Here is a 23,924-nt window from a genome sequence, read left to right as displayed (position 1 = left end):
GCTGGAAAATATCCAACCCGCCCTTCCCTCGCAAACGGTATCAAAACTATTCCACAAACCGCATGATGCCAAGCAGCCGGCAAACGAAAGGTCGTCTGAAAACCTGAAACAAGATTTTTCAGACGACCTTTTGATTTGGATTTGTTATAGTGGATTAAATTTAAATCAGGACAAGGCGACGAAGCCGCAGACAGTACAGATAGTACGGCAAGGCGAGACAACGCCGTACTGGTTTAAAGTTAATCCACTATATTTTCCAGTCAATCCAAAAAATAAAAAGCACGGTAATCAACCGTGCTTTTTGTAAAGCAAATCTGCTTATTTGTTTTTGTGCGAACGAAGATAATCCAAGGTCTTGAGTTGGGCAATCGCTGCGGCCAAGGCTTTGTGTGCTTCAGCCAGCGATTTATCATCTTTGGCTTGAGAAATGCCGGTTTCCGCCGCCTTCTTGGCAGCTTCCGCGCGCTCCCGATCCATCTCGGAACTGCGTACGGCAACATCCGCCAACACAGTAAGTTGGTTGGGCTGCACTTCCAGCACTCCGCCGGAAACGGCAACAAGCACTTCTTCGGCTTCGCCCGGCACGGTCAAACGCAATGCACCGGGACGTACCAAACTCATAATCGGCTCGTGTCGCGGATAAATACCGAGCTCACCTTGAACAGTCGGAACCACTACAAAACTGGCTTCGCCTGAATAGATGTTCTGCTCGCTACTTACCACTTCAACTCGCATGATGCTCATGCCGACCTCCTTAGTTTAAGGTTTTCGCTTTCTCGACCGCTTCTTCGATACCGCCTACCATGTAGAAAGCTTGTTCAGGCAGATGGTCGTATTCACCGTTCAAGATAGCTTTAAAGCCGGCAATGGTGTCACGCAGCGATACATATTTGCCGGGAGAGCCGGTAAATACTTCGGCAACGTGGAACGGTTGCGACAGGAAGCGTTGGATCTTACGCGCACGCATCACGGTCAGTTTATCTTCGTCTGACAATTCGTCCATACCCAGAATGGCAATAATATCGCGCAATTCTTTGTATTTTTGCAGGGTAGATTGTACGCCGCGGGCTACGTCATAGTGCTCTTGACCCAATACCATCGGATCCAGTTGACGTGAAGTGGAATCGAGCGGGTCAACTGCGGGGTAAATACCCAAAGAGGCAATATCACGGCTCAATACGACAGTAGCGTCCAAGTGGGCAAATGTCGTTGCAGGAGACGGGTCAGTCAAGTCATCCGCAGGTACATATACGGCTTGAATAGAAGTAATGGAGCCTGTTTGGGTAGAGGTAATACGCTCTTGCAAACGACCCATTTCTTCAGCCAATGTCGGTTGGTAACCTACTGCTGAAGGCATACGGCCCAACAATGCGGATACTTCGGTACCGGCCAAAGTGTAACGATAAATGTTGTCCACGAAGAACAATACGTCGCGACCTTTGCCGCTTTCATCTTTTTCATCACGGAAGTATTCGGCCATCGTCAAACCGGTCAAGGCTACACGCAGACGGTTACCCGGAGGTTCGTTCATCTGGCCGTAAACCATCGCCACTTTGTCCAATACATTGGAATCTTTCATCTCGTGGTAGAAGTCATTACCTTCACGGGTACGCTCACCCACACCTGCAAACACGGACAAACCGCTATGTGCTTTGGCGATGTTGTTAATCAATTCCATCATGTTGACAGTTTTGCCTACACCGGCACCACCGAACAGACCTACTTTACCGCCTTTGGCAAACGGACACAGCAAGTCAATCACTTTAATGCCGGTTTCCAACAGCTCAGTAGTCGCAGACAGTTCATCAAATTTCGGAGCTGTCTGATGGATGGCACGGTGTTTGTCGGTATCAATCGGACCTGCTTCGTCAACAGGCGTACCCAATACATCGACAATACGTCCCAACGTGCCTTTACCTACCGGCACTGTAATCGGCGCACCTGTATTGCTTACAGTCATGCCGCGTTTCAAACCATCCGAACTACCCATTGCAATAGTACGGACTACGCCGTCACCCAGAAGCTGTTGCACTTCCAAAGTCAGGCCGTTTGCATCCAATTTCAGGGCGTCGTAAACACGCGGAATGGCATCACGCGGGAACTCCACGTCAACTACCGCACCAATAATTTGTACGATTTTGCCTTGGCTCATTATCGTATCCTAATTTCCTGTTCAGGTTTCAGACGACATTAAACTGCCGCCGCACCTGCTACAATTTCTGACAATTCCGTGGTAATCGCAGCTTGACGCGATTTGTTATATACCAAACGCAACTCTTTAATGGCATTGCCTGCATTGTCGGTGGCTGCTTTCATTGCCACCATACGCGCAGCTTGCTCTGATGCCATATTGTCACTCAATGCTTGATAAACCACAGACTCTAAATAGCGGCGAACCAGATATTCCAACACAGCGATAGGACTTGGCTCATAACGGTATTCCCAACTGAATGAAGAATAACTCTCCTCGTCTTCTATCACATTTTCGCCGATAGGCAGCAGAACCTCCAACCGTGGTTCTTGACGCATGGTATTCACAAAACACGAATATACTAAATGTATTTTATCTAACTCATGCTTCTCGTAACGTTGGAAGATTTCAGTCAATGGACCAAGCAGCAATTCCATTCTTGGGGTATCACCCAAATTAATCGCACTGGCAATAACGTTCAAACCGATGTTTTGACAAGCTGCCAAACCTTTACTACCTAAACAGACGACATCAACTTCAATGCCTTGTTCTTGGTATTCTTGGACTTGCGCTAAGAATTTCTTCAAAACATTCGCGTTCAAACCACCGCAAAGACCTTTATCAGAGGTGATTAAAATGAAACCTACCCGACGTGTTTCACGATGAGGTGCCAATAATTTAATACCGTGATCTTCATGGGTTCGCGCCAAATGACTCATAACTGTCCGTACTTTTTCGGCATACGGACGCGCCAAGCGCATCCGTTCCTGAGTCTTCCGCATTTTAGAGGTTGACACCATCTGCATCGCTTTAGTGATCTTTTGGGTATTTTGAACACTACGGATTTTGGTGAGAATCTCTTTTCCGACTGCCATTTCAGACTCCTTTCATTTCAGCTCTTAGGCTTGGTAAGCATAAGAAGATTTGAAAGAATTCATGGCTTCGGTCAATGCTTTTTCACTTTCATCGGACATCGCACCTGATGCATTGATTGCTTCTAAAACACCAGGATGCTGAGTGCGTACAAAGCTCAAAAATTCCGCTTCGAAAGCCAATGCCTTGGATACCGGTACATCTTCGTAAGAACCATTATTAATGGCCCACAAAGTCAAAGCCATTTCGGCTGTATCCAAAGTGCTGAATTGTTTTTGCTTCATCAATTCAGTAACCACTTCACCGTGTTGCAGCTGTTTGCGTGTGGCTTCATCCAAATCGGAAGCAAATTGCGAGAAGGCTGCCAACTCACGATATTGGGCAAGTGCCAAACGGATACCGCCACCCAGTTTTTTAATTACTTTGGTTTGCGCAGCACCACCTACGCGCGATACCGAAATACCAGCATTAATCGCAGGACGGATACCGGCGTTAAACAAGTCGGTTTCCAAGAAAATCTGACCGTCGGTAATCGAAATCACGTTTGTCGGTACGAATGCAGAGACGTCGCCGGCTTGCGTTTCAATAATCGGCAATGCAGTCAGAGAGCCTGTTTTGCCCTTCACTTCACCATTAGTCAGTTTTTCAACTTCGTGCTCATTTACACGGGCAGCACGCTCCAACAAGCGGGAGTGCAGATAGAAAACGTCGCCAGGATATGCTTCACGACCGGGAGGACGGCGCAGCAACAGGGAAATTTGACGGTAAGCAACAGCTTGTTTGGACAAGTCATCATATACAATCAATGCGTCTTCACCGCGGTCGCGGAAAAACTCGCCCATCGTACAACCTGCATAAGGTGCAATATATTGCAGAGCAGCAGCTTCAGAAGCAGTCGCCGCAACCACAATAGTGTGTTCCATTGCGCCATGCTCTTCCAATTTGCGTACTACGTTGGCAATAGAAGATGCTTTTTGACCGATTGCAACATAAATACAGATAACGCCTGTACCTTTTTGGTTGACAATAGCATCCAATGCTACGGCTGTTTTACCTGTTTGACGGTCACCAATGATCAGCTCACGTTGACCGCGACCAATCGGAACCATTGAGTCAATGGCCTTCAGACCGGTTTGCATAGGCTGGTCAACTGATTTACGGGCAATTACACCCGGTGCAATTTTTTCGATTGGCGCTGTGGAAGATGTGTTGATCGGGCCTTTACCATCAATCGGGCGACCCAGCGCATCTACAACGCGACCAACCAACTCACGGCCGACAGGTACTTCCAAAATACGGCCGGTACAAGTAACTGTGTCGCCTTCTTTAATATGTTCGTATTCACCCAACACTACGGCGCCGACGGAGTCGCGCTCCAAGTTCATCGCCAAACCGAAAGTGTTACCCGGGAATTCGAGCATCTCACCTTGCATTGCGTCTGACAAGCCATGAATACGAACAATACCGTCTGTTACAGAAATAACCGTACCACGGGTACGTACTTCTGTATTTCCAGACAGATTTTCAATTTTAGCTTTAATCAAATCGCTAATTTCAGCAGGATTAAGCTGCATGAAAACTCTCCTAATTTGTCATAGTCGCATACAGGGCATTCAATTTACCCTGCACCGACAAATCCAAGACCTGGTCACCCACTTCAACTTTGACACCGCCAATTAATTCAGGCGCGACTTCAGTTGTAATCTGCAACTTACTGTCAAAGCGTTTTTTCAATATTTCAGCCAACTCAGCCAATTGATCTTCAGTCAATGGATAAGCACTGTAAATCACAGCGGACTTAGTATGATTGAATGACAAGGTTAAAGCTTGATATTGAGCATAGACTTCAGGCAATACAGGCAAACGTTTTTGCTCTACCAGAACAGTAATGAAATTCTTCAATTCATCACTTTTTAATTCAACGAGTTCGGCAAGTACATTTACCTTTTCAGAAGTATTGATTTCAGGTTGCTCAAGAAAAGAAATTACTTTCTGATTTTGAACAACTGCGGCTAATTCTTCCAGTCCGCCCAACCAAGACTCAATTTGGTTTTTTTCCTGCGCCAGATTAAACAATGCTTTCGCATAAGGTCTGGCAATCGTTGCGAACTCAGCCATAAGATTACAGCTCCTGTTTTAAAGCACTGAGCAGCTGCGCATGTTTTGAAGTATCTACTTCACTGCGCAAAATAGACTCTGCACCTTTAACCGCCAATGCAGCAACCTGTTCACGCAAAACTTCGCGTGCACGATTCATTTCTTGCTGGGCATCAGCTTTAGCTTGTGCTGTAATCCGCACTGCCTCGATAGTAGCTTGCTCTTTCGCTTCTTCTACGATTTTGGCGGCACGTTTTTCGGCGTTTGCTACCATTTCGGAAACTTGGTTACGCCCTTCAGCCAAGAGTTCTGCAACTTTCTTCTCTGCCTGTTCAAAATCGCTCTTACCGCGCTCGGCAGCAGCCAAGCCTTCGGCAATTTTTGCGGCACGCTCATCCAATGCTTTTGCGATTGGCGGCCACACGAATTTCATGGTAAACCAAACCAAACCGAAAAAGACGATGATTTGAGCGAATAAGGTTGCATTAATATTCACGTTAGTTAACCTTCGTACTAGTGTTAATCAAACAGACCGAAGTCTGTACCTAGACGGATCACGCCGTTTGATTATGCACCAAATGGTTTAACGAAGGCGAACAACAGTGCAATAGCCACACCAATCAGGAATGCGGCATCAATCAGACCAGCAATCAGGAACAATTTAGTTTGCAGCGGACCAATCAATTCAGGTTGACGAGCAGAAGACTCCAAATATTTGGAACCGACCATTGCGATACCGATAGAGGCACCCAATGCACCCAATGCTACGATCAAACCACATGCAATTGCTACCAAACCCATTTTTTACTCCTTGAGAAAACAAAGAAAGTTAATGAAAAACTACCTAATAAATTAATGTGCATCATGAGCTTGTCCGATATAGACAAACGCCAAGGCCATAAAGATAAATGCCTGCAGGGTAATCACCAAGATATGGAAAATCGCCCATGCCAATCCGGCAAGGATGTGGAAACCAAACAGAATCGGATCCAACACTTCAACGCTTCCAGATGTCGCCCAAGCGCCACCCAGCAAAGCAATCAGAAGGAACACCAGCTCGCCGGCATACATGTTACCGAACAACCGCATACCGTGAGAAACTGTTTTAGAGAGGAATTCAACCAGATTCAAAAGGAAGTTGGCGGGAGCAAGTTTGGCGCCGAACGGAGCGCTGAACAACTCATGAATCCAACCACGGATACCTTTGATTTTGATATTGTAATAAATACAAATCACCAAGACACCGATAGCCAACGCTAATGTGGTATTCAAATCTGCGGTCGGTACAATACGCAACAATGCATGATGGTTACCGGTAATGTTTTGCCACAGCCACGGGAACAAATCGACCGGCAGCATATCCATGGCATTCATCAGGAAAATCCATACAAACAGCGTCAAGCCTAACGGGGCAATGGCTTTTCGAGATTGCTCGTTGTGAATAATGCTTTTACACATATCATCCACAAACTCAAACAAAATCTCGACGGCAGCCTGAAAACGTCCGGGCACACCCGCCGTCGCCTTCCTGGCCCCACGCAAAAGTAGGAAACTTCCGATTACACCCAACAATACAGAGAAAAATATTGCATCAATATTAATAAAAGAAAAATCAGCAATATTATCCAAGCCTTGTCCTTTAGCGACATCGGAAAGGCTGGTCAAACTTTGCAAGTGGTGCGTGATGTAATCAGTAGCAGTAATTTTGTCACCTGCCATAATGCTTCACTCTCAACAATACTAAAAAAACCAAATGGCTGACACCGAGCAATCCGAACAAGAACGGAAAGAATATCAAAGACTGATGCCAAACTGCGAATACGGCAAGCATCATTACCAGCGACAGCACTACTTTTAAAACTTCCCCAATAATGAACGCTTTACCATGATACAAAGGGTTACACTTGGAAAGTTTTAAAAGTAAAACTGCGAAAGCGGAGGGAATAAGATAGGAAAACCCGCCTGCGACAGCAGACCAAAATCCTGCCAAACCTGAAAATGCGGCGCTAATCAGCGCAACCGCTGCCAAAACCAGAATTTGTAAGATGAGAATCTGCTTCATAAAAACGGGAAATCCCGACAGTAATGCGAGGCTAAATATAATCAAGAAGCCTATGAACGTCAAGCAATATGTTAATCTTTGTGAGTTCATATCCAACTTTACCTTAACGTAAGGCAAAGAGTTCGCATTATATCACGCATTACATACAATTACAGACATTAGATTGCAGAATTTTCAATATTTTCATCTTGATTCTAAAAGCAGGTCATCTGAACGTTTCAGACGACCTTCGACATCAGGCTTTATAAGGGTTTCTGTTTTATTTCGTTTAAAATAAAACGATATAAATCAGGCAAGTCTTTGGCAGATTTTCTTTTCGCAGAATATTCTGTGATTCAGGACATAACCCACGTTAATACCATCATCATTCAACAACCGCCCTTCCCTCTTTTTTCAGACGACCCCCACCTTCAAACGTCGTCTGAAACCCGTTTCCACTCCAATGCCAAATCATACAAGGCTTTTTTGCCTTCGCCGGTAATTTTGGCGGCAAGTTCGGCGGCCTGCTTGGTGGGCAGTTCGGCAGCGAGGATTTTCATAACGTTTTGCGCGACCTCGGGCAAGGTACCGTGTTTTTCACGGGGCGCAGGATGGAGGATGAGCACCATTTCGCCGCGCGCCTGATTGCCGTCGTTTTTCAGGGTCGTCTGAATTTCAGTAACCGTGCCGCTGAGGAAGGTTTCAAAGGTTTTGGTGATTTCTCGGGCGAGGGTCAGGCTGCGTTCGGGGAAGAGGGCTGCCATGTCGGCAAGGGTGGCTTCGATGCGGTGCGGGGTTTCAAACATCACGACGGGGAAATCAGCCTGCGCCCATTTGGCAAGCAGCTTCTGCCGTTCGCCGGATTTCGGCGGCAAAAAACCGTTGAAGTAGAAATTGGGTTCGGTAACGCCTGCGACGCTCAATGCACCCATGACCGCGCTCGCGCCGACAACGGGGACGACCTTGAACCCTGCCTCGCGCACGCGGCGGGCGAGTTTCGCACCGGGATCGCAGACGGCGGGCGTACCTGCGTCGGAAACTTGTGCGACAGTGAGGTCGTCTGAAAGATGGTTGATGATTTTGTCCGCCATTTGCTGTTCGTTATGCTCGCGCACGCTGACGAGTTTGCCCTGTATGCCGTATGCGCTCAGAAGCTGTGCGGTAACGCGCGTATCTTCGGCGCAGATGATGTCGGCTTTTTGCAGGACGGCGAGCGCGCGCAGGGTGATGTCCGCCAAATTGCCGATGGGCGTGGCGACAACGTATAATGTCCGTTTTTCGATACTGTCGGCGGCTTTTTGAAGGTGTTTTTGAAACATGGCTTTATCAGGTCGTCTGAAAACAATATAACGATATTATACGGGGTAAACTTCCATGCGTCTGAACCACAAACAAGGGGTGGCGGGCGAAGATGCCGCGCTGGCGTTTCTTCTTTCGCAAGGCTGCAAACTCGTGGCGCGCAACTGGCACTGCGCTTACGGCGAAATCGATTTGATTGTCAAAAACGGTAACATGATTCTGTTTGTTGAAGTAAAATACCGCAAAAATCAGGGTTTCGGCGGTGCCGCATACAGTATTTCGCCGTCTAAGTTATTGAAACTGCAACGGTCTGCGGAGTATTATCTGCAACAAAACGGCATGACGGATAGCGCGTGCCGCATCGATGCGGTGCTGATAGAAGGAAACCGCCCGCCCGAATGGATAAAGAATATTACAGGTTGACGATATGACGACATTACAAGAGCGCATTGCCGCCCATTTCGCCGAAAGCATCCTTGCCAAGCAGGAAGCCGAAAAAGTATTGGTCGAGCCGACTGCTCAAGCAGCGGAATTGATGCTGCAATGCCTGATGAATGACGGCAAAATTTTAGCCTGCGGCAACGGCGGTTCGGCTGCCGACGCGCAGCACTTCGCCGCCGAAATGACCGGACGCTTTGAAAAAGAGCGGATGGAACTTGCCGCCGTCGCGCTGACGACGGATACGTCTGCGCTGACTGCCATCGGCAACGACTACGGCTTTGACCATGTGTTCAGCAAACAAGTGCGCGCGCTCGGACGTGCCGGCGACGTTTTGGTCGGCATCTCTACCTCCGGCAACTCCGCCAACGTTATCGAGGCCATCAAAGCGGCACACGAACGCGATATGCACGTCATCGCCATGACCGGCCGCGACGGCGGCAAAATCGCCGCCATGCTCAAAGACACCGACGTACTGCTCAACGTCCCCTACCCGCGCACCGCCCGCATTCAGGAAAACCATATCCTGCTGATACACGCCATGTGCGACTGCATCGACTCTATGTTGCTTGAAGGAATGTAAGCCTTTTTTCAGACGACCTCTTTTAAAGGTCGTCTGAAACATATCCGCCGAACCCATCATCAAGGAAAAAATATGAACATCAAACGTCATACCGCACCCGTTCTGACCGCCCTCCTCCTCAGCCTGACACTCAGCGGCTGTGTCGGCGTACTCCTCGGCGGCGCGGCAGTCGGCACTAAATCCGCCATCGACCGCCGCACCACAGGCGCGCAAACCGACGACAACGTAATGGCGGTACGCGTCGAAACCACCGCCCGTTCCTACCTGCGCCAAAACAACCAAGCGCAGGGTTACACCCCCAAACTCAACGTCGTCGGCTACAACCGCCACCTGCTGCTGCTCGGACAAGTCGCCACTGAAGGCGAAAAACAATTCGTCGAACAAATCGCCCGTGCCGAACAAGCCGCCGAAGGCGTGTACAACTACATCACCGTCGCCCCCCAAGGACGTACCTTCGGCGACATAACCAACGACACATGGGGCACATCCAAAGTCCGCACCGCCCTTTTGGGCCTCAAGCCCACCACGCAGGCGCGCGTCAAAATCGTGACCTACGGCAACGTGACCTATGTGATGGGCATCCTGACGCCTGAAGAACAAGAAAAAGTTACCCAACGCGTCAGCACCACCGTGGGCGTACAAAAAGTCGTTACCCTGTATCAAAACTACACCCAACAGCCATAGGATTGCCCCTTGACTGACAGGTCGTCTGAAACCTGATTTTGTTTCAGACGACCTATTACGATACAATCCGCCCGATTGATTTCATTTTTACCGATTTGTCATGTCCAAAACCCCTAAATCCTCATTCCAACTCAAACCCAAACATTTAATCGGAGCCTTTTTCGGCGTCTGCATCATTGCTGTTGCCGCCTTGGTCATCGGCGTCATCAGCACCATCAAAAGCCACGACTCCCAAGAACGCGAAGCCATTAAAAACAAACCCGTTCCCAAAGACACCCCTGTCGAAGTCTGGCGCCCCATCGGCGCTCCCGAAGAGGACAGAACCAAGCCTGCCGCCAAAGCCGAGCTTGACGACGACGAAAAAACCGATTCCCGCAATCCCGTCATCCCGCCCAAAAACAAATCAAACGGCAAAAACAGCAACACCGCCCCGACTGAGGACGAAGCCTCAGAAGACAAACCCGCCAATAACAAAGCAAACGCCAAACCTGCTGTAACCGAAACGCCCGATACCGAAGAAAAAGCGCCGCGCAGCACACCCGCCGCAACAGGCAACAGACGTACACCGCCGGAACAGCCGACCGAATCCAAACCCGCAGCGAAACCCGAACAACGCCAACCCGAATCAGCCAAACCGGCACCTAAGCCGACGCCGAAACCTAAGACTCCTTCCAAATCCAAAGAAGTCATCGACAATCTATTCTAGTGCGGACTGGCATTCGGCTTTAATTTGAACTTCAGGCATCAGTCGCGAATCCAAAAAAGCCGAAACGTCCGCACGCCTCGTTGCAGTGTTCCAAAAACAAGCTGCCAACTCATCCCCTTCCCTTTCAGACGACCTTTGTGCCGCAACAAGGTCGTCTGAAACCATCAAGGAAACAACATGAACGAAATCATCATCAAAACCCCCGAAGAAATCGAGAAAATGCGCGAACTGGGCAAACTCGTTGCCGAAGCCCTCGACTACATCGGACAATTCGTCAAACCCGGCGTAACCACCAACGAAATCGACAAACTCGTTTACGACTACCACGTCAACGTCCAAGGCGGCTATCCCGCCCCCCTGCACTACGGCAACCCGCCCTACCCCAAATCCTGCTGCACCTCCGTCAACCACGTCATCTGCCACGGCATTCCTGACGACAAGCCGCTCAAAGAAGGCGACATCATCAACATCGACCTGACCATCAAAAAAGACGGCTTCCACGGCGACTCCAGCCGCATGTTTACCGTCGGCAAAGTCTCCCCCATCGCCCAACGCCTGATCGACATCACCCACGAATCCATGATGGCGGGCATCGCCGCCGTCAAACCCGGCGCGACCTTGGGCGACATCGGCTACGCCTGCCAACAAGTTGCCGAAAACGCAGGCTACTCCGTCGTACAAGAATTTTGCGGCCACGGCATCGGACGCGGTTTCCACGAAGCCCCGCAAGTCCTGCACTACGGTCGGAAAGGACAAGGCGTCGTCCTGAAGCCCGGCATGATTTTCACCATCGAGCCGATGATCAACCAAGGCAAACGCCACCTGCGCATCCTAAACGACGGCTGGACAGTCGTGACCAAAGACCGCTCCCTCTCCGCCCAATGGGAACATGAAGTTTTAGTGACAGAAACCGGCTACGAAATCCTGACCATCAGCCCTGCCACCGGCAAACCCTAATCTGTCAAACCATCCCGCTCTCAAAGCAAAAAGGTCGTCTGAAATATAAACAAGGTTGTTGGCGAAACCCGCAAACCTCGTTTTCAGACGACCTTTTTAAATTGCCTCTATCAAAACCATTCCCGACCACCCAATCCAGATCTAAACATCGGGCTGAGATATAGACAAATCTGCCCATCTCCACTGCACTTTCTCCATAATTTCATGCAAAACAATTATGTATAATAAATAATGTCAAACGCAACATTCCCGAAACGACTGTTTATTTGTGTAAAATATTACCGATACCAAATTACTATCCTATTGTTTTAAATGTTTTTTCTTCTATAAAATATTTAACTTGGAAATATTTAGCCAATTTATGAAGAATTCTACAAAACTTCTTTCGAATATACTGTCTAACAATTCAGTATAGATAGTTTTCTATGTCGCAATTAATGATTTCCCCTGTAAGGAACTTTGCCGTCGAAAACTAATTTGCACTTTCCCAATGTGAAGAAGCAGAATTGCTTATCAACAAACAATACAGAAGAAAAAGGAATTTTCATGAAGTCGTTTGAGAAAATTGACAACATCCGCGATATCCGCAAAAAACTCGGTTTGAACCAAATGGACTTTTGGAGCCGTATCGGCGTAACTCAGTCCGGTGGTTCACGTTACGAATCCGGTCGTAATATGCCCAAACCCGTACGCGAGCTGCTGCGCTTGGTACACATCGAACGCGTTGACTTGGCAAAAGTAAACCGCGACGACTTGGCAATTGCCTCCCTGCTGAAAAACCGCGACCCTGAGTTGTACGCTTCCTTGAAAAAAGAAGCCAAATCCGACAAAGGCAAATAAGCCCGTTTCGATTTGTTTCAAAAAGGTCGTCTGAAACGATATTCCGTTTCAGACGACCTTTTTGCGCTATAATCCGCAATTATTTTTTAAACAGACGTTTGCCCGCAAACCCTTTTACAGACAGCATTTTTTACCATGTTAGACAAATACAATCCCGCCGAAATCGAATCCAAACACTATCAAAACTGGGAAACCCAAGGTTATTTCCAGCCCGATATGGATTTGACCAAACCGTCTTTTTCCATCCAACTGCCGCCGCCCAACGTAACCGGTACGCTGCACATGGGCCATGCCTTCAACCAAACCATTATGGACGGCCTAACCCGCTACTACCGCATGAAAGGCTGCAACACCGCCTGGATTCCCGGCACCGACCACGCCGGCATCGCCACGCAAATCGTGGTCGAGCGTCAGCTTGCCGCGCAAAACGTGTCCCGTCATGACTTGGGCCGCGAAAAATTCTTGGAAAAGGTGTGGGAATGGAAAGAAGTTTCCGGCGGCACGATTACGCAACAGATGCGCCGCGTGGGCTGTTCCGCAGACTGGACGCGCGAGTATTTCACAATGGACGACGTGCGCGCCGAAACCGTGACCGAAGTGTTCGTGCGCCTGTTTGAGCAAGGCTTGATTTACCGCGGCAAACGCTTGGTGAACTGGGATCCCGTATTGGGTACGGCGGTGTCGGATTTGGAAGTGGAAAGCGTGGAAGAACAAGGCTCTATGTGGCACATCCGCTATCCGTTGGCGGACAATCCCGCCGAAGCTGTTATCGTGGCGACCACCCGTCCCGAAACGCTGCTGGGCGACGTTGCCGTTGCCGTCAATCCTGAAGACGAACGTTATACCCATTTGATTGGCAAGGAATTAATCCTGCCGCTGACCGGCCGCACCATTCCCGTGATTGCCGACGAATACGTTGAAAAAGACTTCGGTACCGGCTGCGTGAAAATCACGCCTGCGCACGACTTCAACGACTACGAAGTCGGTAAACGCCACGACACGCGCTTGGTTAATGTGTTCGATTTAGAAGCCAAAGTGCTGGCTAACGCCGAAGTGTTCAACTTCAAAGGCGAAGCGCAACAAGGCTTTGCCCTGCCTGAAAAATACGCAGGCTTAGACCGTTTTGCCGCGCGCAAACAAATGGTTGCCGATTTGCAGGAACAAGGCTTGTTGGTAGAAATCAAAGCGCACACGCTGATGACGCCGAAAGGCGACCGTACCGGCTCAGTGATTGAGCCGATGCTGACCAGCCAATGGTTTGTGGCGATGTCAGCCACACCAAACGGTGGCGAACCTGACAGCGAATTCAAAGGCTTGAGCCTCGCCGACAAAGCCAAAAAAGCCGTCGACAGCGGCGCGGTACGCTTTATCCCCGAAAACTGGGTCAATACCTACAACCAATGGATGAACAACATCCAAGACTGGTGTATCTCACGCCAACTGTGGTGGGGCCATCAAATCCCCGCGTGGTACGACGAAGCAGGCAATGTTTACGTCGCCCGCAATCAGGCGGAAGCCGAAAAACAAGCCGGCAAAACTGGTTTGACCCGCGAAGAAGACGTATTGGACACATGGTTCTCCTCCGCGCTCGTACCGTTCTCCACGCTCGGCTGGCCGTCTGAAACCGACGAACTCAAAGCCTTCCTGCCGTCCAACGTCTTGGTCACCGGCTACGAAATCATCTTCTTCTGGGTGGCGCGCATGATTATGATGACCACCCACTTCACCGGCAAAGTACCGTTTAAAGACGTGTACATCCACGGCATCGTGCGCGACCACGAAGGCAAAAAAATGTCCAAATCCGAAGGCAACGTCATCGACCCCGTCGATTTGATTGACGGCATCGACTTGAATAAGCTGCTGGTGAAACGCACGACCGGTCTGCGCAAACCCGAAACCGCGCCGAAAGTGGAAGAAGCCACGAAAAAACTCTTCCCCGAAGGCATCCCCAGCATGGGCGCGGACGCATTGCGCTTCACCATGGCGAGCTATGCCAGCTTGGGTCGTTCGGTCAACTTCGACTTCAAACGCGCCGAAGGCTACCGCAACTTCTGCAACAAAATCTGGAACGCCACCAACTTCGTCTTGATGAACACCGAAAACCAAGACTGCGGCTACGGCGCAACCGCCACCGAGCCGCGCGGCTACTCCTTCCCCGATATGTGGATCATAGGTCGTCTGAATCAGACCATCGAGCAGGTTACGCAAGCCTACGAAACCTACCGCTTTGATTTGGCAGCGGAAACCTTGTACAGCTTCGTATGGAACGACTATTGCGACTGGTATCTGGAACTCGCCAAAGTGCAGCTCCAAACCGGCTGCGCCAGCCGCCAACGCGCTACACGCCATACCTTATTGCGCGTACTCGAAGCCGCCCTGCGCCTGCTGCATCCGATTATCCCGTTCATCACCGAAGAATTGTGGCAAACCGTCGCCCCTATGTGCGACGTGAAAACCGCCGACAGCATCATGCTCGCCCGCTTCCCCGAAGCCGACCGCGAACAAATCGTTCAGACGACCTTCGAGCAAATGACCGTGTTGCAGGATTTGATTGGCGCCGTCCGCAACCTGCGCGGCGAAATGGGTATCCAGCCCAACGTGAAAGCCCCTCTGTTTGTCGAAAGCGCGGACGACTTGGCGGACTACCTCAAATACCTGCCGATGATGACCCGCCTGACCGAAGCACAGCAAGTCGCCACCCTGCCCGAAAGCGAAGACGCCCCCGTCGCCGTCTGCAACGGCGCACGCCTGATGCTGAAAGTCGAAATCGACAAAGCCGCCGAAACCGCCCGTTTGAGCAAAGAAGCCGAGAAGCTGCAAAAAGCCTTGGACAAACTCAACGCCAAACTCTCCAAACCCGGCTACACCGAAAAAGCCCCCGCGCATCTGGTGGAAAAAGACAAAGCCGATTTGGCGGAATTGGAAGATAAGATGGCGAAAGTTCAAAATCAGTTGGCGAAGTTGAAAGACTAAATCAGCCCTGCATTTGAAGAACAAAGGCTACCTGAATACCAAAAATGGTCTTTCAGGTAGCCTTTGTTTCGTTTGGTTTTACCTACTCTGCTGCAGCCTTCAACTCCATCGCTCGGGTATAAAACGCGTGGACATCCATTCCCGCCTCTGCAAAGGCGGCAATCGGAATAAAATAGACGATGTTACGGTCGATATAAAACAACAGGAATGCTTGGTCTTCGATGATACGTTCCACGCCTGCCCAATGATGGAAATGCCTGCTGCGCCCTGCCTCCTCCTGAGTAAGGCCTTCGGCTGAAAGGATGACGGAGAAACGTCGCCCATCCAGAGGATGGCTGACTATGCGGGTAAAGCTGCGATATATCCAACGCTGCTCAAAATACGTTACCATGGTGGTGGCGTAGATGAGACCCGCCATTATCCATAGGGAGCTGCCGTCGTCCCCAGCTTTATACAGACAGTACTCCAAACTGTCAGTTTGCGAATCGGCAAACAGATAGCAGTTTTGAATATAGGTATTGTTGATGCCGTTAAGCAACCAACAAGCAAAGACGAATAGACTGCCCCACACCAGCAGGAATGCAGCCGAACCAAACCAATATTTGCGCCGCCAAGCAGGCTCTATATAACGCAAAAGCCGCTTTCCCGCATAGCGTCTGTCTTGATCGGTAGGAGAGAAGGATATTTGCAGGTGGTCAGTTTGCCGGGGTTCTGTGTACATAGCGCATCCCAAGATTGCTGGTTATTCAGGCAACTCCATTTTATGTGAAATAAGCCGTGTGGTGCAGTTTTATCGATGCAAAACCGACCTTTCCCACAGTTTGGAATTTCGTGAAAAGGTCGTCTGAAACGCCGTTTCCGTCTCTTTAATCGTTTTCAGGAGTTTCACACTACGCCTTGTACGGCTTGCCGCATACGCCGCAATCAGGATTTTTGTGGACGCGGAATGTCTGCCATTTGGCGGTAAGGGCGTTGTAAGTCGTCAGTTTGCCGTGTGCCGGTTCGCCTGCACCAGTGAGGATTTTGAGGGCTTCGGCGGCTTGGGTGGCGCCGATGATGCCGACCAGCGGGGAAAATACGCCGAACAGGGCGCAGGCGCCGTCGTCGGCGGTGTCACCGTCAAACAGGCAGGCGTAGCAAGGACTGTCGGGCAAATCGGGACGGTACACGGCGATTTGCCCTTCAAAACGCACGGCGGCGCCGGAAACCAGCGGGGTACGGGTGGCGACGGCGGCGCGGTTGATGGCTTGGCGGGTGGGATAGTTGTCGGTGCAGTCGAGGACGATGTCGGCAGTACGCATGAGTTCGGTCAGGCGGGCTTCGTCCAGCTTTTCGGTCAGGGCGGTAATGTCGCACGCGCTGTTGACGGCTTTCAGACGACCTGCCATCACTTGCGCTTTGGCTTGTCCGATGTCGGCTTCGGTGAAGGCGGTTTGGCGTTGGAGGTTGGTATCGTCTATGGTGTCGTGGTCGGCGATGATGAGTTTGCCGACGCCTGATGCGGCAAGATACGGGAGGGCTGCTGCACCCAGTCCGCCGCAGCCGACGACGAGGACGCGGGCGGCAAGGATTTTTTCCTGCCCTTCGATACCGATTTCGTCGAGAAGGATGTGGCGGCTGTAACGGAGCAGTTGGTGGTCGTTCATGATGAGTCGTCTGAATGTTGTATCACGGATGGAATCGGCAAAACGGAGCGGGTTTCTCGGTATTGTCACGACTGGGCAACCACCTGCTAGAAGCAAGACGGGCAACGCCGTCCCGACGTTTGCCCCCTGTTGTATCTATCCGTATGCCTCATGCCAAAGGTCGTCTGAAACCTCAAACCGGTTTTCAGACGACCTTTTTTTGTTCAATCAGAATTCGATGTTTTCGTAGGCATCGTCGAATACGAACGGGCCGCGTTCGCCGCCGCTTTCGGATTCGAGGTGGATGCGGGTCATCATCATGGACTGGTCGACTTCTTTCATCATGTCGTAGATGGATATGAGGGCGATGTTGACGCCGGTGACGGCTTCGGTCGTGATGCTTTTGCCGACTTCAGAGGAAACGGTTACGGTGGCTTTGACGTAGGCGAGTTCGACATCGACATCGAAATCGACGCGGACGTGTTGCAGGGGAAGGGGCTGGTAAAGTGGGACAAGCAGTCCGACCTGCTTGATGCCTTGGACGGCGGCGATACGGGCGACGTTGAGGATGCCTGCGTTTTGGGTGGCGTTTTCCGCCAAAACTTTGATGGCGGAGGTACTCATATTGATGGAGCCGCTTGCCACGGCGGTGCGGACGGTGGGTTGGCGTTTGTCGTTTTCGCGTACGGAATTGAAGTTGAACATACTGTGCCTGCGTGAAAATAGGATTTTATGTCGTAGTATTTTACGGGATTTCTACGCTTCGGACTATGCTGCGGATACGAACGGCAGAATAATCGGACTGAAATGCACGGACGGCTTTGTTAAGGAATTAACGGCTCGGCTTGCGCGGACGCGGGTTACATCAAGTTTCGGCGTTTTGCAACACCTTTTCCGATGGCGGTTTCAGACGACCTGCTATACAATGTTTTACGTTTGTTTTTGAGATAAATAAATAAAGAGAGAAAATCATGCAACTGCATATCCTGAACAATCCCAAAGACGCTGCTCTGGCAGCGGACGCGGAATTTTTGAAACAGTCTTTGTACAAACTCCTGCACGAAGAAGCCTCGCCTTTGGTAGTGGAAACGGTCAAACTGTTGTCCACTTCGGACGACAGCGCGGCTTTGATTGAGAAGGTTTTGCCGCAACTGGACGAACAGCAAACCCACGACCTGACGCTTGCCTGCGGCTTGTTCGCGCAGATTCTGAACATCGCCGAAGACGTACACCACGAACGCCGCCGCCAAATCCACGAAGAGGCGGGACACGGCGGCGCGGAAGGCAGCCTGGCGGAAACGGTACGCAAACTCAAAGCGGCGAAAATCGGCGGCAAGGCGGTTCAAAAACAATTAAATACGACCAATGTTACCGCCGTTCTGACCGCGCACCCGACCGAAGTGCAACGCCAAACCGTGTTGAATTTCAACCGCCGCATCCGCGCCCTCCTGCCCCGCCGCGAACGCTGCACCCATGCCGACGCGCTGGCGGAATTGCGCCGCGAAATCGACACTATCTTATTGGGCTTGTGGCAAACCAGTGAAACGCGCCACCACAAACTCAGCGTCAACGACGAAATCAACAACGGCGTATCCATTTTCCCGATGAGTTTCTTCGAGGCGCTACCCAAACTCTACCGCAGCATGGAACGCGAGTTTCAGACGACCTATCCTGATGTGGACGTGCCCGACATCTTAAAAATCGGCGGCTGGATAGGCGGCGACCGCGACGGCAATCCGTTTGTCTCCGCCGAAACCCTGCGTTTCGCCTTCCGCCGCCATGCCGACGCGGTGTTCCGCTTTTACCGCGGCGAACTCGACAAACTCTACCGCGAGCTGCCGCTTTCCGTCCGCCGCGTCAAAGTCAACGATGACGTGATGGCGTTGTCCGACGAATCGCCCGACGAAGAAATCGCCCGCACCGAAGAGCCGTACCGCCGCGCCATCGCCTACATCATGGCGCGCGTCATGGGCAAAGCCCGCTCGCTCGGTTTGGGCATGGGCTGCAAATTCGGCTTCATGATGCCTTACGCCTCCGCGCAAGAGTTTTCAGACGACCTCCACAAGCTGCAACGCTCCCTGCGCGACAACGGCAGCGCGCTTTTGGGCGAAGGCAGACTCGCCGACCTGATCCGCTCCGTGTCCGTGTTCGGCTTCCACATGATGCCGCTCGACTTGCGCCAACACGCGGAAAAACACGCCGATGTCGTCGCCGAACTCTTCAAACACGCCGGTTTGGAAGACTACGGCAGCCTTTCCGAAACGGAAAAACAAACCGTCCTGCTGCGCGAGCTGAAACACCAGCGGCCGCTGTCCAGCCCGTTCATCACTTACAGCGAACACACCCGCCGCGAAATGGCGATTTTCAACGAAGCGCGCAACATCAAAGACGAATTCGGCGAAAACGCCGTTACCCAAAGCATCATCTCCAACTGCGAACAACCCAGCGACCTGCTCGCCCTCGCGCTGCTGCTTAAAGAAAGCGGTCTATTGACAGTTGAAAACGGCAAACCGCAAAGCCGCATCAACATCGTCCCCCTCTTCGAAACCATCGAAGCCCTCGAAAACGCCTGCCCCGTCATGGAAACCATGTTCAGCAACGAATGGTACCGCGACCTGCTTCAAAGCCGCGACAACATTCAGGAAATCATGCTCGGCTATTCCGATTCCAACAAAGACGGCGGCTACGTTACCAGCTCTTGGTGCCTCTATCAGGCAGAATTGGGTTTGGTCGAACTCTTCAAAAAATACGATGTCCGTATGCGCCTCTTCCACGGCCGCGGCGGCAGCGTCGGACGCGGCGGCGGCCCGTCTTACCAAGCCATCCTCGCCCAACCCGCAGGCAGCGTGGCCGGACAAATCCGCATTACCGAGCAAGGCGAAGTCATCACCGCCAAATACGCCGATCCCGGCAACGCCGTGCGCAACCTCGAAACCCTCGTCGCCGCAACGCTCGAAGCCAGCCTGCTGCCCGATCAAAAAGACCCCGAACCCGCGCTCATGCAGGCATTGTCGGACGTATCGTTCAAATACTACCGCGAGCTGATTACCCACCCCGACTTCATCGACTATTTCCTGCAAACCAGCCCCATACAGGAAATCGCCACCCTCAACCTCGGCAGCCGCCCCGCCAGCCGCAAAACCTTGGCGCGGATTCAGGATTTGCGCGCGATACCGTGGGTGTTCTCATGGATGCAAAACCGCCTCATGCTGCCCGCGTGGTACGGCTTCGGCAGCGCAGTGGAAAGCCTGTGCGAAGGCAAACCCGAAACCCTTGCCGCCCTGCAGGAACACGCGCAGCACAACCCATTCTTCCAAGCCATGCTCTCCAATATGGAACAAGTCATGGCGAAAACCGACATCACCCTCGCCGAAAACTACGCCGGCTTGAGCGAATCGCCCGAAAAAGCTGCCGTCATCTTCGGCATGATTAAGGAAGAATACCAACGCAGCCGCAAAGCCCTGCTCGACCTTTTGCAAACCGACGAACTCTTGCGCGACAACCGCAGCCTCGCACGTTCGCTCGCCCTGCGGATTCCGTACCTGAACGCGCTCAACGGCCTGCAAGTCGCTATGCTCAAACGCCTGCGCAAAGACCCGCACGACCCGCACACCCTCCTGATGGTGCACCTGACCATCAACGGCGTGGCACAAGGTTTGCGCAATACAGGTTAAGGCAGCACGAAAAAGGTCGTCTGAAAACCGTTTCAGACGACCTTTAGACCAAGTGCAAACCATAGCGCGGGCTTTATCCGCGAAAACCCATACTGTTCTGCTGCATCACTGTGTTTACCGAGGTACGGCAGCCGCTTCGGCGTTGCGGATGAGCGCGGCACTACTCTATATCGCCGCACCATAACATTTCAGACGACCCCGAGGTCGTCTGAAACACAAAAACAGCTTACGTCAAGGGAGCCATCATTATGTCTGACATTGTCTTTATATTGTTATTCGGCAGGCTTCAACCCCACAGGACAACCGACTCATCCGACTCGCCCGTCCCCTTTTGGCATTCGGCGGCAGGCTCGGCTTTGATTTATTTATGCATACGCATAGTGACAATCATCGTTCATGATTCGATTTCCAAAGCCATTGACAGCCTCCCCTTCATCCTGTTTCAAACCATCTGCATGTTCGGCTGCTTGCTTTTGTATTTCAAAATGTTGCGTACCACGACCAACCCGAAACGCCGCCGGTTTATCTATTGGGGACTGGGCATTCTTTCAGGTATAGCCTTAACCCTACTGACCGAAAAATTGTTTTATTGGGCGAACTTATTTATTATGCATTGACTGGAGGGGCAATAGGCTGAATGCCGACCCTCTTTTTTCAGACGACCTCCAGGTCGTCTGAAAAACAAAAAATCTTACTCACAAGGCAATAATCATGTTAGACATTATATTCATATTAACATTCGGCAGACTTCAAGCCTCAGGAACACTAGACTTTCCCGACAAGCTCTATCCCATCTGGAAATGGGCGGTAGGCGCAGGCGTGCTTTATGCTGTGATAATGACACTGATAGGCTACGTTTTTTACTCATTCTTCTCTCCCTTCAGCTTGTTACTGACTGCCGCCGTGTCATCTGCCTGGTTCGCACTCTATTTCAAACTGCTGCGCGCCACCACTGACAAACCTACGCAGCACCGATCTATTTACTGGGGTGTCGGCATCGCTTCGGCATTTTTACTACCCTTCGCTCTAGGCTTTCTTAACGCATTGGTGCCCCTTCCACAATAACCCTTTTCAGACGACCTTTTCCACACTTCCGCATACCATGCCGACCAAACCGCCCGCCTACCACATCACGCACAAAATCCGCCAAACCCGCCGCATTTCGCGTAAAAGCATCGCTTTTCTGTTCCTGCTGGCAGGTTCGGCGCTGGTCGCACTGACCGCCCTCCTGTTTGCTTGGATGGCGGATTTCGCATTGGAAATGAATGCGGAGCTGGTGCAAAAATATCCTTGGTTTGCCTGGGTCGCCCTACCCTTCGGGCTGCCGCTCATCGTCTGGATTACCCGCCGTTTCGCACCCTACACCTCCGGCAGCGGAATCCCGCAAGTGCTCGCCAGCCTCGCCCTGCCCTACGGTGCCAACAAAACCCGCCTGATCCGCCTCCGCGAAACCCTCCTCAAAATCCCGCTGACTTTCCTTGCCATGTTTGCAGGCGCGTCCGTTGGGCGTGAAGGGCCGTCCGTCCAAGTCGGCGCGGCAGTCATGAGCGCGTGGGGCGCATGGTGCAAAAAACACGGCTTCGCCTTTCGCGGTATGCAGGAAAACGACCTCATCGCCGCAGGCGCGGCAGGCGGACTTGCCGCCGCGTTCAACGCCCCGCTCGCAGGCGTGATTTTCGCCATCGAAGAACTCGGGCGCGAAGTCATGCTGCGTTGGGAGCGGCAAATCCTGCTCGGCGTCCTCGCCGCCGGTTTCATCCAAGTCGCCATCCAAGGCAACAACCCCTATTTCTCAGGCTTCAGCGGCGGCGCGCTCGACAATATGCTCGGCTGGGTATTGGGCTGCGGACTCGCGTGCGGCATCGCCGGCGGACTGTTCGGACGCACCCTGTATCTCGGCGCCACCGCCTTCACACCCGCAAAATGGCGCGAACACATCCGCCGCCACCCCCTGATTACCGCCACCCTCATCGGCATCCTGCTCGCCGCCATCGGCACGCTTTACCAAGGCAAAACCTACGGCACCGGCTACCACGAAGCCGCCCAAGCCCTGCGCGGCATCCACGAAGCCCCCGCCGGACTCGCCGTCGCCAAATGGTTCTCCACCGTCCTGACCTACTGGACAGGTACGCCCGGCGGCATCTTCACCCCATCCCTCACCATAGGCGCAGTCTTGGGCGAACGCATCGCCACCCTCACCGGACTCGCCCAAGGCACCCACGTCCTCGTCCTCATCTGCATGGCAGCCTTCCTCGCCGGTGCCACCCAATCGCCGCTCACCTCCGCCGTCGTCGTGATGGAAATGACCGGCGGACAAAACCTCCTCTTCTGGCTGCTCATCGCCTGCATCTTCGCCTCACAAGTCTCCCGCCAATTCTCCCCCCGCCCCTTCTACCACGCCGCAGGCACACGCTTTAAACGGCAGGTGGAACAAAACGGACAGAAATGAAGCCTGATATTGCCGATGCGGGAAGGTGTAGGAAAGGTTGTCTGAAATCTTAAGTGGCTCGCGGGCGAAGCCCACGCTACAAAGTTTGTTGACAACACAAGTGCCGTAGCGTGGACTCTGTCCACGAAAATGATTGACGCAAAAAGGTCGTCTGAGAACCCGATGTAGGTTTCAGACGACCTTTCATATTTGAACTTTCTATCGGTTTTGGCTGACTCGGTATCCGTAACGTAGGTTCTACCCACGAAGATATAGTGGATTAAATTTAAATCAGGACAAGGCGACGAAGCCGCAGACAGTACAGATAGTACGACAAGGCGAGGCAACGCCGTACTGGTTTAAAGTTAAGCCACTATAAAACGGACAGGTCACCTGAAATCTTGAGTGGTTCGCGGGCAAAGCCCACGCTACAAAGTTTGTTGACAACACAAGTGCCGTAGCGTGGACTCTGTCCACGAAAATGATTGACGCAAAAAGGTCGTCTGAAAACCCGA

At 51.6% G+C, this 23,924-nt stretch carries 24 protein-coding genes and 1 pseudogene; 12 read left to right on the top strand and 13 right to left on the bottom strand.

From position 1 onward, the window contains the following. A pseudogene (locus tag HMPREF1051_RS15530) lies at positions 1-307 on the top strand (hypothetical protein); the annotation flags it as partial. Positions 308-318: 11 nt separating this feature from the next. Here HMPREF1051_RS15530 and HMPREF1051_RS11485 read toward each other — a convergent pair. The 10 genes from HMPREF1051_RS11485 to rsmI all read right to left on the bottom strand — a co-directional run bounded on the left by HMPREF1051_RS11485 (position 319) and on the right by rsmI (position 8,521). Beyond that, positions 319-744 (bottom strand): F0F1 ATP synthase subunit epsilon, encoded by a 426-nt coding sequence (locus HMPREF1051_RS11485; protein WP_003741652.1) that lies wholly within the window; start codon positions 742-744, stop codon positions 319-321. A gap of 10 nt (positions 745-754) precedes the next feature. After that, positions 755-2,152, bottom strand: a complete 1,398-nt coding sequence (atpD, locus tag HMPREF1051_RS11480; RefSeq protein WP_003760432.1) for a F0F1 ATP synthase subunit beta — start codon at positions 2,150-2,152, stop codon at positions 755-757. Between the two features lie 38 nt (positions 2,153-2,190). Next, positions 2,191-3,066, bottom strand: a complete 876-nt coding sequence (gene atpG, locus HMPREF1051_RS11475) for a F0F1 ATP synthase subunit gamma (protein ID WP_003768883.1) — start codon at positions 3,064-3,066, stop codon at positions 2,191-2,193. Between the two features lie 24 nt (positions 3,067-3,090). Beyond that, positions 3,091-4,638, bottom strand: coding sequence for a F0F1 ATP synthase subunit alpha (gene atpA / locus HMPREF1051_RS11470; protein WP_003760437.1), 1,548 nt, complete (start codon positions 4,636-4,638; stop codon positions 3,091-3,093). A gap of 10 nt (positions 4,639-4,648) precedes the next feature. After that, a complete protein-coding gene (locus HMPREF1051_RS11465; protein WP_003768893.1) occupies positions 4,649-5,182 on the bottom strand; it encodes a F0F1 ATP synthase subunit delta in 534 nt (177 codons plus the stop codon). 4 nt (positions 5,183-5,186) lie between these two features. Beyond that, the gene (locus HMPREF1051_RS11460) at positions 5,187-5,657 is read right to left on the bottom strand and encodes a F0F1 ATP synthase subunit B (RefSeq protein WP_003768891.1); all 471 of its coding nucleotides are present in this window, start codon (positions 5,655-5,657) and stop codon (positions 5,187-5,189) included. A 71-nt stretch (positions 5,658-5,728) separates the two neighbouring features. Beyond that, on the bottom strand, positions 5,729-5,962 hold the full coding sequence (gene atpE / locus HMPREF1051_RS11455; RefSeq protein ID WP_003760443.1) for a F0F1 ATP synthase subunit C: 234 nt from the start codon (positions 5,960-5,962) through the stop codon (positions 5,729-5,731). 51 nt (positions 5,963-6,013) lie between these two features. Then, positions 6,014-6,880, bottom strand: a complete 867-nt coding sequence (gene atpB / locus HMPREF1051_RS11450) for a F0F1 ATP synthase subunit A (protein WP_003768887.1) — start codon at positions 6,878-6,880, stop codon at positions 6,014-6,016. Next, positions 6,870-7,223 carry an ATP synthase subunit I gene (locus tag HMPREF1051_RS11445; protein ID WP_003768900.1) on the bottom strand — a complete coding sequence of 118 codons (354 nt, stop codon included), beginning with the start codon at positions 7,221-7,223 and terminating at the stop codon, positions 6,870-6,872. The genes atpB and HMPREF1051_RS11445 overlap by 11 nt, the downstream gene beginning before the upstream one ends. 410 nt (positions 7,224-7,633) lie before the next feature. Beyond that, positions 7,634-8,521: a 16S rRNA (cytidine(1402)-2'-O)-methyltransferase gene (rsmI, locus tag HMPREF1051_RS11440; protein ID WP_003768904.1), complete on the bottom strand. Its 888-nt coding sequence runs from the start codon at positions 8,519-8,521 to the stop codon at positions 7,634-7,636. A gap of 55 nt (positions 8,522-8,576) precedes the next feature. Here rsmI and HMPREF1051_RS11435 point away from each other — a divergent pair, with 55 nt between their 5' ends. The 7 genes from HMPREF1051_RS11435 to HMPREF1051_RS11405 all read left to right on the top strand — a co-directional run bounded on the left by HMPREF1051_RS11435 (position 8,577) and on the right by HMPREF1051_RS11405 (position 15,682). Further along, the gene (locus HMPREF1051_RS11435; RefSeq protein ID WP_003760451.1) at positions 8,577-8,924 is read left to right on the top strand and encodes a YraN family protein; all 348 of its coding nucleotides are present in this window, start codon (positions 8,577-8,579) and stop codon (positions 8,922-8,924) included. Positions 8,925-8,928: 4 nt separating this feature from the next. Beyond that, positions 8,929-9,522 carry a phosphoheptose isomerase gene (locus tag HMPREF1051_RS11430; RefSeq protein ID WP_003768899.1) on the top strand — a complete coding sequence of 198 codons (594 nt, stop codon included), beginning with the start codon at positions 8,929-8,931 and terminating at the stop codon, positions 9,520-9,522. Between the two features lie 72 nt (positions 9,523-9,594). Continuing rightward, positions 9,595-10,206 carry a BON domain-containing protein gene (locus HMPREF1051_RS11425; RefSeq protein ID WP_003768898.1) on the top strand — a complete coding sequence of 204 codons (612 nt, stop codon included), beginning with the start codon at positions 9,595-9,597 and terminating at the stop codon, positions 10,204-10,206. A gap of 100 nt (positions 10,207-10,306) precedes the next feature. Further along, positions 10,307-10,912, top strand: a complete 606-nt coding sequence (locus tag HMPREF1051_RS11420; RefSeq protein ID WP_003768906.1) for a hypothetical protein — start codon at positions 10,307-10,309, stop codon at positions 10,910-10,912. Positions 10,913-11,089: 177 nt separating this feature from the next. Next, a complete protein-coding gene (gene map, locus HMPREF1051_RS11415) occupies positions 11,090-11,869 on the top strand; it encodes a type I methionyl aminopeptidase (protein WP_003768885.1) in 780 nt (259 codons plus the stop codon). A 546-nt stretch (positions 11,870-12,415) separates the two neighbouring features. Beyond that, positions 12,416-12,709, top strand: coding sequence for a helix-turn-helix domain-containing protein (locus HMPREF1051_RS11410; protein ID WP_003744960.1), 294 nt, complete (start codon positions 12,416-12,418; stop codon positions 12,707-12,709). A gap of 135 nt (positions 12,710-12,844) precedes the next feature. Then, positions 12,845-15,682 (top strand): valine--tRNA ligase, encoded by a 2,838-nt coding sequence (locus tag HMPREF1051_RS11405; RefSeq protein ID WP_003768871.1) that lies wholly within the window; start codon positions 12,845-12,847, stop codon positions 15,680-15,682. Between the two features lie 82 nt (positions 15,683-15,764). Here HMPREF1051_RS11405 and HMPREF1051_RS11400 read toward each other — a convergent pair whose 3' ends face one another. The 3 genes from HMPREF1051_RS11400 to HMPREF1051_RS11390 all read right to left on the bottom strand — a co-directional run bounded on the left by HMPREF1051_RS11400 (position 15,765) and on the right by HMPREF1051_RS11390 (position 18,012). Beyond that, on the bottom strand, positions 15,765-16,403 hold the full coding sequence (locus tag HMPREF1051_RS11400; RefSeq protein WP_036493164.1) for a YcxB family protein: 639 nt from the start codon (positions 16,401-16,403) through the stop codon (positions 15,765-15,767). A gap of 169 nt (positions 16,404-16,572) precedes the next feature. Next, complete coding sequence (locus HMPREF1051_RS11395) at positions 16,573-17,328, bottom strand: HesA/MoeB/ThiF family protein (protein WP_003768903.1); 756 nt, start codon at positions 17,326-17,328, stop codon at positions 16,573-16,575. Between the two features lie 207 nt (positions 17,329-17,535). Further along, on the bottom strand, positions 17,536-18,012 hold the full coding sequence (locus HMPREF1051_RS11390) for a cyclic pyranopterin monophosphate synthase MoaC (protein ID WP_003760475.1): 477 nt from the start codon (positions 18,010-18,012) through the stop codon (positions 17,536-17,538). 266 nt (positions 18,013-18,278) lie between these two features. Here HMPREF1051_RS11390 and ppc point away from each other — a divergent pair, with 266 nt between their 5' ends. From ppc to HMPREF1051_RS11370, 4 genes are all read left to right on the top strand, one after another. After that, positions 18,279-20,981 carry a phosphoenolpyruvate carboxylase gene (ppc, locus tag HMPREF1051_RS11385; protein ID WP_003768873.1) on the top strand — a complete coding sequence of 901 codons (2,703 nt, stop codon included), beginning with the start codon at positions 18,279-18,281 and terminating at the stop codon, positions 20,979-20,981. A gap of 248 nt (positions 20,982-21,229) precedes the next feature. Continuing rightward, on the top strand, positions 21,230-21,598 hold the full coding sequence (locus tag HMPREF1051_RS11380; RefSeq protein ID WP_036493161.1) for a hypothetical protein: 369 nt from the start codon (positions 21,230-21,232) through the stop codon (positions 21,596-21,598). A 94-nt stretch (positions 21,599-21,692) separates the two neighbouring features. Further along, the gene (locus tag HMPREF1051_RS11375) at positions 21,693-22,046 is read left to right on the top strand and encodes a hypothetical protein (RefSeq protein WP_036493158.1); all 354 of its coding nucleotides are present in this window, start codon (positions 21,693-21,695) and stop codon (positions 22,044-22,046) included. Between the two features lie 37 nt (positions 22,047-22,083). Further along, positions 22,084-23,430, top strand: a complete 1,347-nt coding sequence (locus tag HMPREF1051_RS11370; RefSeq protein ID WP_003768895.1) for a chloride channel protein — start codon at positions 22,084-22,086, stop codon at positions 23,428-23,430. Positions 23,431-23,924 lie beyond the last annotated feature (494 nt).

Source organism: Neisseria sicca VK64 (assembly GCF_000260655.1).
GTDB lineage: Bacteria > Pseudomonadota > Gammaproteobacteria > Burkholderiales > Neisseriaceae > Neisseria > Neisseria sicca_B.
Note: the sequence above shows the minus strand (reverse complement) of the source record. Positions and strands in the feature narration are given on the sequence as shown.

Bases quoted from the DNA above. Each gene is read 5' to 3' on its own strand.
- HMPREF1051_RS11485 (WP_003741652.1), bottom strand. From the start codon at position 744: ATGAGCATCATGCGAGTTGAAGTGGTAAGTAGCGAGCAGAACATCTAT.
- atpD (WP_003760432.1), bottom strand. From the start codon at position 2,152: ATGAGCCAAGGCAAAATCGTACAAATTATTGGTGCGGTAGTTGACGTG.
- atpG (WP_003768883.1), bottom strand. From the start codon at position 3,066: ATGGCAGTCGGAAAAGAGATTCTCACCAAAATCCGTAGTGTTCAAAAT.
- atpA (WP_003760437.1), bottom strand. From the start codon at position 4,638: ATGCAGCTTAATCCTGCTGAAATTAGCGATTTGATTAAAGCTAAAATT.
- HMPREF1051_RS11465 (WP_003768893.1), bottom strand. From the start codon at position 5,182: ATGGCTGAGTTCGCAACGATTGCCAGACCTTATGCGAAAGCATTGTTT.
- atpE (WP_003760443.1), bottom strand. From the start codon at position 5,962: ATGGGTTTGGTAGCAATTGCATGTGGTTTGATCGTAGCATTGGGTGCA.
- atpB (WP_003768887.1), bottom strand. From the start codon at position 6,880: ATGGCAGGTGACAAAATTACTGCTACTGATTACATCACGCACCACTTG.
- HMPREF1051_RS11445 (WP_003768900.1), bottom strand. From the start codon at position 7,223: ATGAAGCAGATTCTCATCTTACAAATTCTGGTTTTGGCAGCGGTTGCG.
- rsmI (WP_003768904.1), bottom strand. From the start codon at position 8,521: ATGTTTCAAAAACACCTTCAAAAAGCCGCCGACAGTATCGAAAAACGG.
- HMPREF1051_RS11435 (WP_003760451.1), top strand. From the start codon at position 8,577: ATGCGTCTGAACCACAAACAAGGGGTGGCGGGCGAAGATGCCGCGCTG.
- HMPREF1051_RS11430 (WP_003768899.1), top strand. From the start codon at position 8,929: ATGACGACATTACAAGAGCGCATTGCCGCCCATTTCGCCGAAAGCATC.
- HMPREF1051_RS11425 (WP_003768898.1), top strand. From the start codon at position 9,595: ATGAACATCAAACGTCATACCGCACCCGTTCTGACCGCCCTCCTCCTC.
- HMPREF1051_RS11420 (WP_003768906.1), top strand. From the start codon at position 10,307: ATGTCCAAAACCCCTAAATCCTCATTCCAACTCAAACCCAAACATTTA.
- map (WP_003768885.1), top strand. From the start codon at position 11,090: ATGAACGAAATCATCATCAAAACCCCCGAAGAAATCGAGAAAATGCGC.
- HMPREF1051_RS11410 (WP_003744960.1), top strand. From the start codon at position 12,416: ATGAAGTCGTTTGAGAAAATTGACAACATCCGCGATATCCGCAAAAAA.
- HMPREF1051_RS11405 (WP_003768871.1), top strand. From the start codon at position 12,845: ATGTTAGACAAATACAATCCCGCCGAAATCGAATCCAAACACTATCAA.
- HMPREF1051_RS11400 (WP_036493164.1), bottom strand. From the start codon at position 16,403: ATGTACACAGAACCCCGGCAAACTGACCACCTGCAAATATCCTTCTCT.
- HMPREF1051_RS11395 (WP_003768903.1), bottom strand. From the start codon at position 17,328: ATGAACGACCACCAACTGCTCCGTTACAGCCGCCACATCCTTCTCGAC.
- HMPREF1051_RS11390 (WP_003760475.1), bottom strand. From the start codon at position 18,012: ATGTTCAACTTCAATTCCGTACGCGAAAACGACAAACGCCAACCCACC.
- ppc (WP_003768873.1), top strand. From the start codon at position 18,279: ATGCAACTGCATATCCTGAACAATCCCAAAGACGCTGCTCTGGCAGCG.
- HMPREF1051_RS11380 (WP_036493161.1), top strand. From the start codon at position 21,230: ATGTCTGACATTGTCTTTATATTGTTATTCGGCAGGCTTCAACCCCAC.
- HMPREF1051_RS11375 (WP_036493158.1), top strand. From the start codon at position 21,693: ATGTTAGACATTATATTCATATTAACATTCGGCAGACTTCAAGCCTCA.
- HMPREF1051_RS11370 (WP_003768895.1), top strand. From the start codon at position 22,084: ATGCCGACCAAACCGCCCGCCTACCACATCACGCACAAAATCCGCCAA.